The 18,375-nt window shown below is 40.8% G+C and carries 13 protein-coding genes; 3 read left to right on the top strand and 10 right to left on the bottom strand.

The genetic code is table 11. The features are described 5' to 3' along the window. Window positions 1-102: 102 nt before the first annotated feature. The 4 genes from AL038_RS15530 to AL038_RS15515 all read right to left on the bottom strand — a co-directional run bounded on the left by AL038_RS15530 (window position 103) and on the right by AL038_RS15515 (window position 5,792). On the bottom strand, window positions 103-822 hold the full coding sequence (locus tag AL038_RS15530) for a hypothetical protein (protein WP_145917118.1): 720 nt from the start codon (window positions 820-822) through the stop codon (window positions 103-105). 231 nt (window positions 823-1,053) lie between these two features. After that, window positions 1,054-2,019, bottom strand: a complete 966-nt coding sequence (gene pip / locus AL038_RS15525) for a prolyl aminopeptidase (RefSeq protein ID WP_062154349.1) — start codon at window positions 2,017-2,019, stop codon at window positions 1,054-1,056. Window positions 2,020-2,126: 107 nt separating this feature from the next. After that, complete coding sequence (locus AL038_RS15520; RefSeq protein WP_062154347.1) at window positions 2,127-4,931, bottom strand: bifunctional diguanylate cyclase/phosphodiesterase; 2,805 nt, start codon at window positions 4,929-4,931, stop codon at window positions 2,127-2,129. Further along, on the bottom strand, window positions 4,932-5,792 hold the full coding sequence (locus tag AL038_RS15515; RefSeq protein WP_062154345.1) for a phosphate/phosphite/phosphonate ABC transporter substrate-binding protein: 861 nt from the start codon (window positions 5,790-5,792) through the stop codon (window positions 4,932-4,934). Between the two features lie 247 nt (window positions 5,793-6,039). Between AL038_RS15515 and AL038_RS15510 the strand changes: the two genes are divergently transcribed. The 3 genes from AL038_RS15510 (at window position 6,040) to cowN (ending at window position 11,399) form a co-directional block, all read left to right on the top strand. Next, the gene (locus AL038_RS15510; RefSeq protein WP_062154344.1) at window positions 6,040-10,311 is read left to right on the top strand and encodes an adenylate/guanylate cyclase domain-containing protein; all 4,272 of its coding nucleotides are present in this window, start codon (window positions 6,040-6,042) and stop codon (window positions 10,309-10,311) included. A gap of 111 nt (window positions 10,312-10,422) precedes the next feature. Continuing rightward, on the top strand, window positions 10,423-11,043 hold the full coding sequence (locus tag AL038_RS15505; protein WP_062154341.1) for a Crp/Fnr family transcriptional regulator: 621 nt from the start codon (window positions 10,423-10,425) through the stop codon (window positions 11,041-11,043). Window positions 11,044-11,108: 65 nt separating this feature from the next. Beyond that, complete coding sequence (cowN, locus tag AL038_RS15500; protein WP_062154340.1) at window positions 11,109-11,399, top strand: N(2)-fixation sustaining protein CowN; 291 nt, start codon at window positions 11,109-11,111, stop codon at window positions 11,397-11,399. Window positions 11,400-11,547: 148 nt separating this feature from the next. On the opposite strand, the gene AL038_RS15495 is transcribed toward cowN, so the two are convergent. From AL038_RS15495 to AL038_RS15470, 6 genes are all read right to left on the bottom strand, one after another. Beyond that, window positions 11,548-12,294, bottom strand: a complete 747-nt coding sequence (locus AL038_RS15495; protein ID WP_062154338.1) for an energy transducer TonB — start codon at window positions 12,292-12,294, stop codon at window positions 11,548-11,550. 32 nt (window positions 12,295-12,326) lie between these two features. Further along, window positions 12,327-13,109, bottom strand: coding sequence for an ABC transporter ATP-binding protein (locus AL038_RS15490; protein ID WP_062154336.1), 783 nt, complete (start codon window positions 13,107-13,109; stop codon window positions 12,327-12,329). Then, window positions 13,109-14,125, bottom strand: a complete 1,017-nt coding sequence (locus AL038_RS15485; protein WP_062154334.1) for a FecCD family ABC transporter permease — start codon at window positions 14,123-14,125, stop codon at window positions 13,109-13,111. The genes AL038_RS15490 and AL038_RS15485 overlap by 1 nt, the downstream gene beginning before the upstream one ends. Before the next feature lie 206 nt (window positions 14,126-14,331). Beyond that, window positions 14,332-15,354, bottom strand: a complete 1,023-nt coding sequence (locus AL038_RS15480) for an ABC transporter substrate-binding protein (RefSeq protein WP_062154332.1) — start codon at window positions 15,352-15,354, stop codon at window positions 14,332-14,334. Continuing rightward, complete coding sequence (locus AL038_RS15475; RefSeq protein WP_062154330.1) at window positions 15,347-16,321, bottom strand: LLM class flavin-dependent oxidoreductase; 975 nt, start codon at window positions 16,319-16,321, stop codon at window positions 15,347-15,349. The genes AL038_RS15480 and AL038_RS15475 overlap by 8 nt, the downstream gene beginning before the upstream one ends. A 10-nt stretch (window positions 16,322-16,331) precedes the next feature. Beyond that, on the bottom strand, window positions 16,332-18,371 hold the full coding sequence (locus tag AL038_RS15470) for a TonB-dependent receptor (RefSeq protein WP_062154328.1): 2,040 nt from the start codon (window positions 18,369-18,371) through the stop codon (window positions 16,332-16,334). Window positions 18,372-18,375: the final 4 nt, after the last annotated feature.

The raw sequence follows: 18,375 nt of genomic DNA, 5'->3' as shown, positions 1-18,375 counted from the left end.
AGGCGGGTTGATGATGCAAATAGATGATTTTATTATTACTTAGCGTCCTATTGCTGATATATATCCACCTCAATTCTAGCAATAGGTCGCATTTGTTTTATATCACTGTTGTTCTGCTGGGGTTGTTGCTTTTGCTGCATCTGGTGCGACTTGCAAGTTTTCTTGTTGTTTAGCAACACGCGCCATAATTTCGGTGAAGCGTTTTGTGTATTCATCATATTGCTTATTAATCTGAAGTTTTTCTTGGTGTTTATCGCCTAAAGTTTTTTGGCTATCAGCAATACGACGTTCTACATTCGCAAGATTTTGGCGGGCAACTTCCTTTTCGCTTGCTTTAACATGTGGATTTTTTTCTGCATCTGCCAAATTTTTCTTCAAATCAGCTAAGTTTTTTTCCAGACTTTTGACGTAGGAAGTAATAGATTCCTCCACTGATTCAATGGATTTTAAACGTGCTTCGCGTTGTACTTGAATATCTTCTTCACGGGCAAATTGTAACAACAAGGTGCGGTCTTCTTCTGCTTGCTTTTGTCGACGCACTTCTTCTTCTTGCTTTTGTTGTTCTGCATGTTTGATTGCTTCAATTTCCGCACGGGTTTTTGCACGTTCTACTTGCTCGACTTTTTCACCCTTGTCATTGTACTTAGAAAATCCTTGTTGTGAGTATTGCGGGGGAACAATATCTCCACATTCAGTAACGCCATCAGTGGTCGTCCAACATTTGATTTGTTTACCACCACCAGCCGCAAGTAAGGTGGGTGCAACTGTCAGCAAGCATACTGTCACTAGCGCACTGTGTAGTAATTTATTTAGTTTCATCATAACTGTCCTTTGTTAGAAGAGCATACATAAGGGGGTTGTAACCCATTTTTTAGTTATCGTTAGAATATGATAGTTGTATTGGCGCGAACAAGTTCGCCACCATAATGGCACTAAATAGACAATGATAAACCATTGAATTATCCGATATAGAATTGATAAAACTGAAAAGTTATTTATCATTGCTATATTTATTATTATCAATACATTAATTAAAAATACATTATTCCTATTTTAGCGGTTCAATTCCCATTGACACCGTGCAAAACGGTCAGTTGCTTCAATCAATGCGGATTGAATCCCTAATTCTGTCATGGAATGTCCTGCATCTGGCACAACAACAAATTCTGCTTCTTGCCATTCGCGGTGCAGTTCCCATGCCGATATCATTGGACAAATCATGTCATAACGCCCTTGCACAATAACACTGGGTAAGTGACGAATTTTATGTACATTTTGTAACAATTGGTCGGGACTGAGGAAGCCTTGATTTAAAAAATAATGGTTTTCAATGCGTGCAAACGCGTCCGCAAAATGGTCTTCAATAAAGCGTTTAATTAATGAAACATCTTGATGCAATTTACTGGTCGTCGCTTCCCATACGCTCCATGCTTTCGCAGCGGTAATACGAACCTGTAAATCAGTGCTAGTTAAACGCTTGTGGTAAGCAAGAATCATATCGTGTTGTTCTTCAGGGGGAATGAGCGCGATAAATTTTTCCCACGCATCAGGGAAAATATAATGCGCACCCCCTGCTTGGTAAAACCAATCTAGTTCTTTTTTGCGTACCATAAAAATACCACGCAAAATTAAACCTGTACATCGAATAGCGTGCGTTTGACTATAAGCCAATGCTAGCGTACTGCCCCAACTGCCACCGAATATTGTCCAGCGTTCAATATGCAAATGCTCACGCAAGCGTTCAATATCAGCCACTAAATCCCAAGTTGTATTCTCTCGTAATTCGGCATGTGGCGTACTTTTACCACTACCACGTTGGTCAAAAAGGATAATTCGCCAACGGCTAGGGTCAAAAAAACGCCGATAAATAGGTTCAATTCCCCCACCCGGTCCACCGTGTAAAAAGACAATCGGCACACCCGCTGGATTTCCAACCTCTTCATAATAAAGCGTATGTAAGTCAGAAACGGCTAATCTACCCGTTTGATAAGGTTCAATAGGGGGGTATAAATCGCGCATATTGGTTTTTCAACTTTATTCGTCGTTAGAATGAATAGAAATACTAAATTAGTTTAATACGCTGACGTTAAAGTCCTTGTTAAGGGCAAACAAACGTAAACAGATAGCTATTGTTTATAACGTACAATGGGGGTTGTCTGAACATTTTCTTGTAAAAAATGATTGTTTTTTTGGAGTAATAGTAAGAATTCATCCGCTTTAACCGCTTTACTGAATAAATAGCCTTGTCCCTCATCGCATTGATGATGACGCAGAAAATCTAATTGCGCCTGATTCTCTATCCCCTCAGCAATAACACTGAGATGAAGATTGTGTGCCAAATTAATAATGGTTTGTACAATCGCAACATCATCTGGGTCATTAGGAATATCTTGTATAAAGGAACGGTCAATTTTTAGCGCGTTTAACGGTAATTGTTTTAAGTAGCTGAGTGAGGAATAGCCTGTTCCAAAATCGTCAATAGATAAACGCACACCTAATTCTTTAAAGGCTTTTAAATTAGTCATTGCAGATTCAACATTTTGCATAACAAAGCCTTCTGTAATTTCTAATTCTAAATAAGCGGGGTCTATTTGCGTTTGTTTTAAGCAACGCTTTAATACGACTGATAAATTATCGTGGTTGATAAAGTTGGATAAATTAACTGCAATGCTCAAAAAATAGCCATATTCATCCTGCCATTGCTTATTTTGTTGACAGGCATGAAACATTACCCAACGGTCAATGCTTTCAATCAAGCCCGTTTCTCCTGCTAGGGGAATAAACACATCAGGCGGAATAAATCCATGTTGCGGGTGCTGCCAACGAATAAGGGCTTCTGCCCCAATAATTTTTCCTGTTTGCAAATCAATTTTAGGCTGATAATAAAGTTGCAGTTTTTCTTGTTCAATGGCATGGCGTAAGTCATTTTCTAAGGAAAAACGTTTTTCAATCTCTGTGGTTAGTTGGCTGGTGTAAAAACAATATTGATTATTTCCCAATGATTTAGCGCGGTACATGGCAATATCTGCATATTTTACAAGCGATTGTGCTTCATTACTGTCATCAGGATAAATGCTAATACCGACACTCCCTGTCACGACTATTTCATGTTGATTAATATGAATCGCTTGTTGAATCGTGTTCAATAAGCGTTGTGCAATGGTAATTGCCTGTTTGTGAACGGCCGTTGTGCCTGTCATTAATAAAATAAATTCATCACCACCTAAGCGCGCAAGCGTGTCTTGTGGACGTAAACAGGCTCTTAAACGCCGTGAGACAACTTGTAATACTTGGTCACCGACGATATGCCCTAAGGTATCATTCACATTTTTAAAGCGGTCTAAATCCAAAAATAAAACGGCGATTTCTTCTTGCTGTTGTTTCGCGTAAACAATGGCTTGTTCAAGACGGGTATTAAAATATAAGCGATTAGGCAAATCAGTTAGTAAATCATGATGTGCAAGATGTTCTAATTGACGTTCTGCGTTTTTTATAGAAGTAATATCAGAAAAAATAGCTATATAATGAATAACTTCCCCACGTTCATTTTTAACGACATTAATACTCTCCCAACAAGGATAAATCGTGCCATCTTTATGTTTATTCCATATTTCACCTTGCCAACGTCCTATTTGTTCAAGCATTGACCATAGCTGCTGATAAAATAGTTTATCTTGTCGTCCTGAATGTAAAATACGCGGTGTTTTTCCAACAATTTCAGCCGTGCTATAGCCTGTAATTTCACTACAGGCTTTATTAACTAAGGTAATTCTTTGTTGTGCATCGGTAATGATAATCCCTTCATTTGTGTTATCAAAAACGATTTTTGCTTGATGTACTTGTTCTAATAATTGTTTATTTTCAGAAATATCCCAAGCAATTCCTAACACATTGATGGGTTGATGTTGAGCATCACGCTCAATAATACCGATATTTCGCAACCATAACCATTTTCCTGCACCGTTTAAGACACGGTAATCTAACATAAAAGTGTCATCAGCAATTAAACCGCGAGAAATATGCTGTAATTTTTTACGTTCATCAACATGGACTTTATGTATTAGAAAGCCTTTTTTTAAACACTGTTCAATCGTAAAACCCAGTAATTTTGTTATAAAGGGACTCACATAGATAATATTTTGTGTTTGCGGGTTAATTTCCCAAACTACGCCACGAATCCCCGTCAATAAACTGTTTAAGCGACTACTTTCGCGCAGTAGATTAGTTTGTTCAATATTCAGCGCGGCTTGGGTTTTTTCCAAATGATGGGCAAGTGCATTAAACGTTTGAGCCAAATCCGTCATTTCATCCGCACCTTGCAATAAAATGCGGTGTTGAAATTCGCCGTTATATAAAGCTTTAGCCCCTGTTTCTAAATGTCGCAGGCGACGGACTAATAAAATACCAATTAATACAGTCACGCCAATAGAAAGGAAAAGTTCGAGTAAAGCAATTGAGGTGTTTTGTAAGCGCGTACGAGCAGTAATACTTTCAACGCTGGCAAGGGAATATCCAATACGAACAGTCCCTAATACTTGTTCTGCTAATATAACAGGTTTTTCAACATCAAAAACGCCATCATCTTTTGCCTCAAGATAACTATTATCAATGCGGGGAAGTTGTTCAATGGCAGGTGGATGACCTATTTTTGCCATTACCTGTCCTTGCCAGTTAAATACAATGACATATACTAAATTTTGGGCATTTTCTAACAAATGCAATACATCTTGTAATGTAGCCCTATCCTGATACGCCAGCCCAATAGCCAATGAATATGCCAATAAATCGGTTTCTCTACGCACAGACTGTTCAAGCAGTTCCGCATGGCTAGAATTAATCAAGCGCACGCTGTTCCACACCAACAGGCTTAACATAAAAATCTCAATAATAACAACGCCTAAAATAAGGCGAGTTGATAATTTTAATCGCATTTAAGGGCTCGGATTGGGCATGAGTTCTAATTCTTTAAGACGCTTGGCGTAATGTTGCATATCATCAAAGTCGATATTCTGGCTATTTTGAAAGCCCGTATATTTTATAGCAGTTAAGGTCACTATACCTTGTGATTCTTTTTCCATGTTTAACACAATGTTTTTTAACTGTTCTTGTAACTCAATGGGTAAGTCTTTTGCCACCAAAAATCCAATAGAGTTCATGATTTTATGTTGTGAAATCTCTCTAAATTTTTTTTCTGCTACGGTTGTCGATGGCAATGTATTAATAGACACAATAGCGGCATCGACTTGTCCTCCTAACACCGCTTGATATGCCGCGTTATGGCTTGGAAAATTGATGTACTGTGGGGTTTTTTCCGCAATCAGCCCTACATTCATCAACATATCGCGCCCAATCATCGTAATCAGGGACGTTTCTGGCGGGATGGCAACTTTTTTCTGGGCTAGCTCTAGGAGGGTATGAATAGGACTTTCAGGCGTAACGATGACACAGGCTATAATGGGGTCACGACTAACAGCAATAACTTGATAATCTTTAGATTCTATGGCAAGCGGGATAATATGCGGGGCTGTCAACACCAAATCATAACGCCGTTGTGAAAGGCGGCTCAAATGTTCTGCAAAATTAGGCGCGGTTTCTAGTAAAAAAAGATAATGTGTTTGGTGACTTAAATAATCACGTAACGGCGCAAACCGATTAAACATCGTAATCGGACTCATAAACGGTAATATCCCAAAAATCAACGGGCGGGGTTTTCCCTGTTCGCCATTGACTTGATTTGGTATTCCCCACACACTCAACAAAAAAATAATTATTTTTGTATATTGTTTTAGCATGTTCCCCGCCTCAACTGTATAAACTTAATACAATACATTGTCTAATAAACAAGATTACTATGCTAAATGCCACAATTTATGAGATATAACTATCATGATGCGCCTTCTGTTTGGAATAGATTTTGCTCATTTTAGACAAGATTAAAGAATATAGCCGACGCATGATAAACCCTAGATAAAAAAGTCTTTCTTGTTGCTGATGATGCGTTAAAATTAACCAAAGCCCTCCTTTTTTGCTGATGTCACCATGTCATCCACCTCCTTACAAACGCTGATTAGCTACACGCCAACCTTAGTGCAACGGCATTACGCAATGCAACCTAACTGGCAACCAACGCCCCATGCAGAACATCTGCACGCTGTTTCTTTGTTTATTGACATTTATGGACTCACACCACTAGCGGAGCAACTACTAGAACAAGGCAGTGCAGGCTATACATCCTTAACCAACCTGCTTAATGTATATATAGGACATATTATTGACATCATCACGGAACATGGTGGTGAGGTATTAAAATTTTCTGGAGATGCCCTCTTAGTCCTATGGCCTGTGGGAGTCACAGGAAAAGATTTAACCACTGTTGCGCGTCGAGCGGCATTTTGCGCTTTAGAATTACAAGCATGGCAACAAACGAACCCGCCTGCCGCATTACCGCAATTATCAACAAATAACCCTTTTACCCATATTGGGCAAGCCGCCTTAACAGGCTTGTCATTGCGCATTTTGCTGGATGCGGGAGATATTTGGTCGGCAACCGTTGGTGGTGCAGAAGGACAGTGGGAATTATTCGTTGCAGGCGCGCCCCTCTTGCGCTTAAGTACCGCACAACGCTATGTCCAACCCAATGAAGTTATTATTGCACCTACCGCATGGCAATCCTTACAACGGCATTGCAAAGGAGAAATACTGGAAAATCATTATATTCGCTTAGACAGCATTAATCGCCCCCTTAAACCGCGTTACGCGCCCACTATTGAATTATTACCCGAAACAGCCGATTGCTTACGCCGCTATATCTCCCCCATTATTTTGGCGCGTTTAGACATAGGGCAAACACATCAACTAGCTGAACTACAACAAGTAAGTGTTCTATTTCTTAATATTGAAGGATTGGACTATCACAAATCAACCGTATTAACACATATACAAGATGCACTGTACGAACTACAGCAAACGGTATTACATTTTTCAGGACAAATAATTCAATTTTTAATTAATGATAGTGGGACATTATTCATTGCCGCATGGGGCGTTTCCCTAGATAACGACACAACTATTACAGATTCTATAGAAAAAAATGCGTTTTATGCGATTCAATCCGCACAAACCATGCGCATAATTTTACACGACCAACAACTGCGTGGCAGTATTGGCATTAGTACAGGACAAGTTTTTTGTGGCAATCGGGGCAATGCTAAACGATGTCATTTTGATTTAATTGGTATGACCATGCAACGTGCAGCACACCTCATGCAAGCAGCACATGATACTATTTTCTGCGACAGTGCCAGCTATCGCGCAAGCCAAGCCTTTTTAGATTTTGAACCCTTACCCGCATTACAACTCCCTGCCAGCACTATTACTATTCCCGTTTATCGTCCCCTCACACGTAAAAAAGGTTCTCCACATCACCCTTTTCATACCGATATGATTGGAAGACGGCAAGAAAGGCAATTTCTCACCCGTCAACTACAAACCTTTCAACAAGGCGAAAATGGCAATACTATTTTAATTGAAGCAGAAGAAGGCTTAGGTAAAACCTTATTATGTGAAGACTTACTACAACAAATCGGCTTACCATCACTTGTTTGCTTATATGGCAGCGCGTCAGCAACAGAAAAAGCGGCACATATAGCCAATAATCCTTATGGGATTTGGCGACAACTCTTTAACGCCTTATTAAATTATGAAATGGCAGGGGCGCGGGTGCGTGGACAACCTGCTGAAGCACCTGAAGTCTCTGCTGAATTTAAAATGGCCGCCATTCTAGGACGTTTACAATCTAAACCCGCATTATTATCACGGCTTCCCCTCTTAAACATTATTTTATCCCTCAACCTGCCTGACAATAAATTAACCTCACAAATGCAAGGCAAAGTTCGAGAGGAAAATACCCAAACATTAATTTGCGCCTTATTAAAAGACATTTTACGTCGCAGTAAAAACCGCTATCTAATTATTATTGATGATATTCATTTACTAGACTCTGCCTCTTATGCCCTGCTTTACCACGTCAGCCGTCAAGTGCAACCTTTATTACTAATCCTAACCTCACTACCGATTACACCAATAACGGGAGAAAAACAAAATTCACAAACCACCGACTATGCACAATCACTGAGCCAATACAGTGGTACACGACATTTACGTTTAAAACCGCTGAATATACAAGAAACACACGCACTCGCCTGTCGACGACTAGGTGTTACCCGTTTTACGATAGACATTAACGACTGGTTATATGCAAAAACCAATGGTAATCCCCTCCTGATAGAAGAATTAGCCTATACCCTACAAGCAACAACCGCATTGCGTAATATAGATGGTATTTGCCATGTTAGCCCAACGTTACACCATGAATTACAAACTAAAACAACACAAACTATTTTACAAAAAGTAATTGCTGAACGCATTACCCAACTACCTTCCCCCCAACAACTGACCCTAGAAACGGCCAGCGTGATGGGACAAACCTTTAATTTAAACACACTACATGGGATTTATCCCATTGTTATAGAAAAAGCCGAACTACTCAAACAACTAGAAAATTTACAAAAAAACCTATTTACGGCGCAATACGAGTATCGTCGCTATCGGGCAGATAAAAATAGCTACTACTTATTTAAACATACCCGTGTTCAACAAGCGGCCTATCAACAATTATCATCCACCTACTGCATTAAAATTCATCACTCACTCGCAACATGGTATGAAACACTATACGCTGATAATTTAACGCCTTACTACCCCGTTTTAGCCCATCACTGGGCAAATGCCAACGTACTAGAAAAGGCGATATTTTATTTAGAAAAAGCAGGTGAACATGCTTTCCGTCACTATGCTAACAAAGAAGCAATACATTTCTTTAGACAAGCCATTACATTTGATGAAAAACAAGCAGTCATGCACAGCAGCTCGACACAACAAGCAAAATGGGCGTTATACATAGGAGAAGCCTATTTTAATCTCGGACAATTTACAGAAAGTCGTCAATTTCTCAAAAAAGCCCTAAAAGCCCTAAAAGAACCACTACCACAAACACGTATTGGTTTAAGCATCAGTCTTTGCCAGCAAATCTGCGTACAAGCATGGCATCTACTCTTCCCAATTAGATTACAAACCATTAGCACCGCAGACAGTGAACACCTATTACAAACCGCGCAGATTTATGAACGCCTGAGCAGTATCGCGTGGATTGAACAAAATGTTTTACTTGGCTTACAAACAGAACTTAAATCACTCAATTTGGCAGAAAACGCCCAACAATCCTCCGCTGTTCTGATTAAAAGTTACGCTAACTTATGTCTTGCGACAGGTGGATTTGCACTGAATTCACTTGCAGAACTGTATAGCAAACGGACAACGAATCACCATATCGTGCCAAATGGGCAGATATTATTTTTACTCAGTATTCATGACCTACGGCAAGGACGCTGGCAACTCAGCCAAGCGCAACTCTTACAAGCCTTATTGTTAGCCGAGCGTGTAGGCGATAGCCGACAACAAATGGAAAACTTAAATCAACTGTTTTGGCTACACTATTTTCAAGCAGAGTGGTCAGAAGCGATAAAAAAAGCCCGTAGTGTTTATGCCATCGCTCACCAACAAAACGATATACAAGCGCGTGTCTGGGGTTTATGCGGACAAGCACTAGGCTACTTACGCTTAGGTGAATTAGACAACGCTATAGAATGCTTAAAATCTGTACAAGCGATGCCCAGTGAAGAAATGAAAGTAACTGAAGCAACAATAGTTTGTGGCGTGTTAGGGCTGGTTTATAGTCAACAAGGACTCACGCAAAAAGCCATTCAAATGGCAACTAAAACCGCCCATTTACTGGCTAAACAATTGCCCAACACCACAGATATTGCAGAAAGTTATGCCAGTGTTGCACAACTGTATTTACAACAATGGGAAAATGCACCCAATCTTTCAGCAAAAGAATATGATGCGTTTAGCGAACTTTCAAAACGCGCCTGTCGCGCTTTTACCCGCTATGCAAACGTTTTCCCTATTTTAAAATCAAGAGCTTACTTATGGGAAGGACTTTATGCGTGGTTAAGCGGTCATTCCAAACGGGCGCATCAACATTGGCAATACAGCCTAGAACAAGCCCAACTGTTTAATCTCCCTTATGAAAAAGCACTTGCTCACTATGAAATAGCCCGCCATTTGCTCATTACGCACCCACAACGTGATTACCATCTAAAAGAAGCGCAACAAGGGTTTACCCAACTACAAGCCAAATATGACATGGTACGGGTAAAAAAACTGTGGAAAAATGAAGATACTCAATAACTCCTTGCAAAAAATCTATCTGAATTAACATTTCAGATACATCAATAACGAGAATTATCAAGACCGTTATTTTTATACCCGCCCATAAAGCTCAAACGGTAGGAGCAATATATGCACCCCAGCCATAACATTTGGTTACCAACGCTAGAAGAAGGACAAGCGCGGGTATATGTCGCTGGGGAAATTATTTCTCGCCCAGAAAAAACGGCAGACCAATTTTTTGTGATTCAACAAGGTCAAGCGCGAGTTTTTCTCTGTGCTGATAATAAAGAACTAACCATTGGTTACTTAAAACCAAATAGCATTTATGTCACACATACGCGCGCATGGATTGAAGCCGTAACGGATACAGAAATCATGAGCTGGCCCATTAGACAACTCAAAGCCCTCATGTCCGTTAAACCAGAAATTGCCGTTTCTGCCATGCAAGAAATTGGTACTATGCTACGTAACACCCTAGATATTATTGAAGACCTTGCCTTTCGTTCCGTAGAAGCACGCTTAGCACGATATTTACTAATGGAATATAACGAGCAGAAACAAACCACAATAAAACTCATTGGTAATACAGAAATTCTTGCAAGCTTATTAGGCACAACCCGCCAAACTTTTTCCACGATTATTAACCGCATGATAAAAGAAGGAATACTCAATCGTGCAGACCGTCAATGTCTAACCCTCCTCAATCTTACATACTTAGCGCAATTGGCAAAAGGAATGTCAGCTAGCTGACAGAATTGCATTTCTATTTACGATAGACTCCTAAACGTATTTTGTTAAAAATCAGGAGAACCCTTATGAATAGCGCAGCCGAACAGACAGACCGTTATGTCAGCTTTATAGGAATTAGTTGTGATGAGAAAGCTGATAGTTTAATTAATCTGCTAGAAAAACATGTTGATACAGGAAATGGAGATAAACAATGGCATCTGTATTTTAAACAAAAGCGCGAACAACAAGCACGGATGCAACAAGACAACCTGCATTTTATTGGCAGCCAGATGAATAATCTCTATGCCTACTTAGAACAATGTGCAGATGAAGACGCGCTTAAATTACTGTGGCAACTTGAGCAAGAATGCTGTTAAGTCTGTTCATAACAACGTTATTTAAATAAGAGCTTGCACGGATAATACTGGTTAGAGCGGTGTTATCCCTATTTTCGTATATTCCAACTGACGATAGAACAAACTGATTTTTTCCCTACATAGAATAACTCCGCCATTCACTATAACATTACTGTTTTAACGTAAACTCAATTGGCACAATTACCCACGCACTCATTACCTGCTCACCTTCACGAGCGGGTACAAATCGCCACTGTTGCACCGTCTCTTTTGCTGCTTGGTCTAAGCGGTCATAACCGCTAGATTTATCAACTAAAATCTGCTCTGCATATCCAGCAGTGTTTACCTTCACTTTTAAAAAAACAACGCCTTTTTCACGTAACCGATTTGATAACAAGGGATATTTTGGTTTCGGATTACGTAAATAAGCCACATCAAAACGGGGTGGGGTTGTTTCTATCACCATCGTAGGCTTTACGGGTGATTTTACAAGCGATTGTGAAAGAACGGGCGCGGGCGCGGATACAGGTATATGCGTTTCTGCGGGCTTGTCAGATGATGAGGATTGCGGAAGAACAGGCGCGGGTAAATCCATTTTTTGTATCACGGGTTTAACCGATTTAATGGCGGAAACCGTTTTCTGAATAGATTTTTCAGGGGGTTTAGTTCTTTCCCTCAGGATAGGCGTTTTTTTAGCGACTTGTGTTTGAGCGTTTGGAGGTTTAATTACAGATTCAACAAGTTGTGGTGCAACAATAGCAGGGGCAGGCATCACTGGCGCGACGGGTGCGGGGCTAAACAAACGGACACGAATCGTTTGAGCAGTAACAGGAATACTGGCAGGTTGCGATACACGATTTAACAACTGCCAAAACGCGACGGCATGTAATGCCAACACGAACAACATAACCATCATGATTCGCAACCACTGCCACCCCAAACACATTATTAATGAATAGCTAAACGTGGCATACACACTTGATTACCATTTTCTAAGTGGTGCATTTCAACATCTATATTATACAAGGTCTTAATCGTTTTCGGATTAATCGCTTGTTGTGCAATTCCTTGATAAATAATCTTTCCCTGATGAAGTGCCAACACATCCCCACCAACCCATAAAGCATGGTCAGGAAAATGCGTGGATTGAATAAACGCATAACCTGTATGAGCAAGCTGATGAATAGATTCTAATAAACGGATTTGATTACCATAATCTAAACCACTGACAGGTTCATCCATAATAAACACGTTTGCACCCTGCGTTAATGCGCGGGCAATCAGCACTAATTGACGTTCACCGCCAGAAATACGGGTATAAATTTTGTCGCTTAAATGTAGAATACCTAAGCTATCCAATGCAGTTTCTGCAAACGCATAATCAGCAGGAGAATAAGGAGAAAAAAAGTTCTTTTGTGCCATGCGCCCCATAACCACAACATCAATCACCCGATAAGCAAAAGACAGATGATGCACTTGTGGCACATACGCGACTTTACGAGCAATATTCTGATGTGAAAGATTAATTAACGGTTGCTCATCAATAAAAACACCGCCTTCTGTTGGCTCTAACAATCCCAGTAACAATTTGATTAACGTACTTTTTCCACTGCCATTAGGACCTAATAACGATAAAATTTGCCCTTCTTCTAATGAAAAAGACACGGATTGTAAAATCGGTTTTTGGCTTTGATAAGCAAAATGTAAGTTGTCAGCGCGTAGTAAAGCCATTATGTCCACCCCTGTCGTGTGCTGCGTAAAACTACAATAAAAACAATAATTCCAACCAATGACGTGATAATACCTAACGGAATTTCAGCGGTAAAAACTGTGCGTGATAAGTTATCAACCAGTAAGAGAAATAATGCGCCAACTAACGCACTGGCGGGTAATAATATTCGGTTATCGTGTCCTACTAATAAGCGCGTAATGTGCGGAATAATTAAACCAACCCAACCTATCATTCCCGCCATCACAACGGTTAAAGCACTCAGCAAGGTTGCCATCAAAATCGTCCATAACCGAATTCGTGAAACATTTATTCCCAACGAACGTGCTTCATCATCGCCCATACTTAAAATGTTAAGGTGTCGCCCTAATGAAAGAAGCCCAATAATAGCCGTTAGCATGGGAAAGCTGAGCCAATAAACCGTGCTTTTATCAATACTAGCCAAACTTCCCATTAACCAATAAACAATGGCAGGCAATTGGTTATAAGGGTCGGCTAAAAATTTAACGATGGAAAGTAAGGCAGTAAAAAGCGAACCGCTGATAATTCCACCCAATATCAACATTAATAACGGGGCTTCAGGAAAAATGCGGGCAATAAACAGCGCAACAGCAACCGCCAATATGCCACAACCAAACGCACTGAATTGCACCATAAACCAACTGTCTGTCGTGATAATTCCTAAGGCTGCACCGAATGATGCACCCGCAAGCGCGCCAAGTATATCGGGGGAAACTAAAGGATTTACAAAAATCGCCTGAAAAGCCGTTCCTGAAACCGCAAGTGCAGCACCGATAAGCATTGCTGCAATAATACGAGGTAAACGTATGTTAAATAAAATATTGTCGTATAAAGCAAAGTTTTCTGCTGACAACAATTTCTCATCAGGAAGCCAGTGATATAAAAAAACATGACTGATATCCGCTAAACTCAACGCAAACCGCCCCACCGTCAGGGAAAATAAAGCGGTAAGTAGAAGGACTAAGACTAATATTAAGATAATTAAAAAATTATTCATGGCTTATGACGCTTATACATTTGAGAGACTGCCTGAATCAGGATTTACAGATACACAGATAACCCGCATTATTAATCAGATGCTTGCAAGCATAACCCTGTTAATAAATCCTTCGCGGATGCCACCGCTACAGACAGTGTTATCCACTGTTTATCTTAACCTTTAAAAATCCTCATTCAGACAAAAAAGACGAAAATTCAAACCCGCTATTTTTCTTCCCCCAATACATCCCGTGCTTGCGCTTCATCTAAGGTAATCCGTAAAAAGAGCTTATAAAAATCACGGGTTTCCTTTATTAAATCAATTTTATAGTCTTCAGGATGAAGTTTTGCCATCAGCCACTGCAAACCCATAAAACGCATAAAAGAGGGCGGACGGTCAAACCAGTTAAAAGGACGACGGGGAATTAAATAAACCTTTTTTTGTTTCACCGCATCAATAAGTTGCCAGCTTGGATTTTGCCAAATATTTTTATAAAACGCAGGTTCAAAAGCAATGATAACCGCAGGATTATATTGTAGAACTTGCTCCATTGACACCTGTTCGCGTCCGTATAAATTTTTTTGCACGCATTGGTGAACATTCTGCGCACCGGCTAATTCAATCAGTTCTGCATGAAACGATTGTTGGCATTCAGTTTGTAATCCATCGGGCGACTCAGCATAGTACACGCGAATTGCAGATTTATCCGCTTGTTGCATCCGAAATTTCTCTGCGGTTTCTAGGGTTTGTCTTGCATAGGCTAACAAAGCTTGTGCGCGTTCAGGTTGATTTAAAACATCGCCTACTACGCGAATATTGTCGATTTCATTGGCTAACTTATCGAAATTCATTGCCACATACGGAATGGGTAAACCTTCAATAAATTCCTTACCTTCATTAGGATGTAAAAAGTGGTTACGCCAAACCAGCATCACATCAGGACGTTGGCGCAATACTTCTTCAAAATTTGGAGTCATCCCTTGCCCAAACCAGCCACCCACAACGGGTAGTGCCGTAAATTTAGGGTCTAATCCACTTTTTTCGTCCGCATTAAAGGGAAAATTTAAGCCAATCACAACAGCGGGGTCAAAGGCGTAAAGTAAATAGGTAACGGGTGGCGATGCGCCATAAACCCGTTTAACCGTGTCGGGTACAGTTACTTTGCGCCCGTCTGCGTCGGTAACTTCGCGCGCGGGCAACGTCATGGCCAAACAGGCAAGGGAAAAAACCAGAATTAATCTATACATAGGGTAAAACCTCTTCCTTGAAAATACGTAAACAGTGGCGACCTTGTGTTAGCGTTTGCGCTGCGGGGCGTAGCACTACACTTTGGGGTTGTACACTCTCTTTTAAGTGGCGTAATTTTTCCCGACAATCCACTACACTGCCAACAATGGCATTTTCTAATAAACGATTTGCTAATTGTGGGGTATCCATTTGCAACGGATTACCTGTCGCTTGGAAATAATGACGCATTTGTCCTGCGACATGATTTAACATTGGTTGCGCAATGGCATAGGCTTCTTCGCGGGTTGGGGCAACGTAAAACGCGCGTAATACCGTAAATTTATCGCTGCCGCTGGCATTTACATGGCGATACTGTTGGATAACTTCTTGTAATTTATCTAATGACCAAGGTTGTCCACCCATCACACCATAATGTTGTTCGGCGGCATACCGCACGCCGTTTTCACTGCCTGTAGCAAGATAAAAAGGAATTTTGCGTTGTGGACGCGGGTAAATGGTCACTTCTTCCGCTTGGTAATATTGCCCGCTAAAGGTCACATTCGTTTGATAAAGCAGACTTTCAACCAGTGCTAAACATTCTAACAACCGCCCCCGCGCCTCGTTTTCGGATACCCCAAAATGTTTATTTTGCAGGGGAAAAGGGCCTCCCCGCGCAACACCAACTAATAAGCGGTTGTCGCTTAATAAGTCTATCGTCGCTAAATCTTCCGCAACCTGAATCGGGTGGTGAAAGGGTAATAAAATGGCGGCTGCACCAACTTGTATTTGTCGGGTTATTGCTAATCCATGCGTTAATAAGGGGAAAATTGACGGACTTGCCCCTGTTGCATTGAAATGATGTTCAGCCAACCATGCCTCATTAAACCCCAATTCGTCCGCATATTGCAGGAGGGCGAATTGGTCTTGATAGGCGAGACGGAAATCGTTGTGCCAATTTTCGAAAAAGCAAAAAATCCCACACCGCATATTGTTATCCTCAAAATGTCGCTGAAAGGTTCAATTGATAAGTCCGTCCTGCTTCGGGCATTAAATAATTGAGGTCGGTCGACGGCGTGGTTAAATGTTCACGGTATTGTTTATCAAATAAATTATTAATAGCAAACCCAACTTTTAACGTGTTTAAATATTGTGGTGTCGGTAACTGATAACTAACACGGCTGTTTAAATACGCATAGCCTGCGGTGCTGGGTTCAGCGGTCGCGCTTGCAACACGGTCTTGTTTAGCAACAGCCCAAACACTGAGCGCGCCCGTCCAGTGTTCTGTGGGAGAATATTCTGCTTCCATCCAACCCATTAACGGTGGCATAAAAGCAAGTGGTTCATCTAAATCATCATTTTGCCCATGGGTATAAGTGAGCTGGGCATTAAGATTTAGATTACTCAAGAGTTTATAACGCCCCCAGATTTCTAACCCTTGAATGGTTGCGTTGCTAACATTTTGATTTTGTTTAACCGTCCCTGCACTGACAGTTTCACCCGTGAGTGTCAGTTGAATATAGTCAGTGTAATCTGCGTAATAAGCAGAAAAACCATATTCAGCCTCGCCATGACTGCCTTCTATGCCTAACTCGTAGTTAATGACTTTTTCATTATCTAAGTACGGATTCGGGGCTAATGTGCCGTTAGGATTATTACCGTATTGTTCATTAACGTATGGCACACGTTCAGCATTTGCTATTTTTGCGTAGGGTATTAGCCATGCGTATTGGGTATAAGACAATTTCAATGAACCCGCGACTAAATTATCTGTGTGGTCGGTATTTATTTTGTCACCAAAAATTGCGGCCGTATTTGCAGTCACCTCACGTCGATAATGTTCGTAACTCATCGCTGCATTCACTAGCCATTGTCCCCACACGACATCATCCCCAAGACTTAAAAAGGTTGATGTATTTTCGGCATGTTGAATACCCGGTGGATATGTCCATGCGTTCCATTGAGCTTTTTGACGATTATAGTTGCGAAAACGGGGGCTTAACTCGTCATTTTGGTATTTAAATGTCGCCTGTAACAAATGGTCTGCATAACGACGTTGTACATTGGCTTTCGCGCCACGAATATCTGTTGCACGGACAATTTGCGAATTATTCGGGTCAGGATTTTCAAACGATGCGTTGATGTTATAAGTCATATTCCCGCCAAATAATTCAGCAGAAATTTTTTCAAAGCCTGCGACATCACGCCCTTGATAGCCCATGCTGAGTAATTGGGTTTGATTTTCAGGTCTGTCTGTATATTGATACAATTGCATGGTTTTATTAAAAAGGCGGGTCGACGCATCGGCGGTATTTGCCAGATTGCGCGCCCCTTGTAAGAACAACACTTGTCCTTGTTGCAATTGATACGCTAAACGTACATTGATGGATTGACTATCAAAATCAGTGTGATTAATAAGATTATCATTGGCATCTTCATAATCCCGAAAATCGCTTGCACTACCCGCAACGCTTAACGACCAGTGGTCATTCATCACATTTGCGTTTAATGCGGTGCGAATGCCTTCTTGGCTTCCAAAAGAACTGTTTATCGACAGTGCGCCATCACTGGCTACCGCGCCCAATTTGGCAAAACGGGGCATCGTTTGTTCAACAACCACCGCTCCACCTAATGCACCTTGTCCTAAATAAGCAGCCGATGCACCGCGATAAACCGTAATAACACTGGGATTGTCTATATTGACTAAATTGGTTGGGTCATCATGTAATTCATTGATACGGATACCATCTTGATAAATAGCTGTACCGCGTAAGCCCCGTCCACGAATGGTAATTTGTTTTCCGACTTCACTACTGCCTTGCAAACTCACACCCACCGCTTGTTTAACCACATCAGATAATAAACCTTTATTATTTTCTATGGCTTGTGTTGCAGGAAGTATGGTTTTATCGCTGCTATAAACCATTGTTAGTGCTTCTTCTACTTCAACCGTGGGTAAAACTTGTACATCCTCTGCCCACACAGTCAGCGGACTTAAACAAAGACCTGTCATGATCAGATATAATTTATTTCTTTGCATACAA

This window comes from Beggiatoa leptomitoformis (assembly GCF_001305575.3).
Lineage (GTDB): Bacteria > Pseudomonadota > Gammaproteobacteria > Beggiatoales > Beggiatoaceae > Beggiatoa > Beggiatoa leptomitoformis.
The sequence above is the reverse complement of the archived record's forward strand: the minus strand, read 5'-3'. Positions and strand labels throughout refer to the sequence as shown.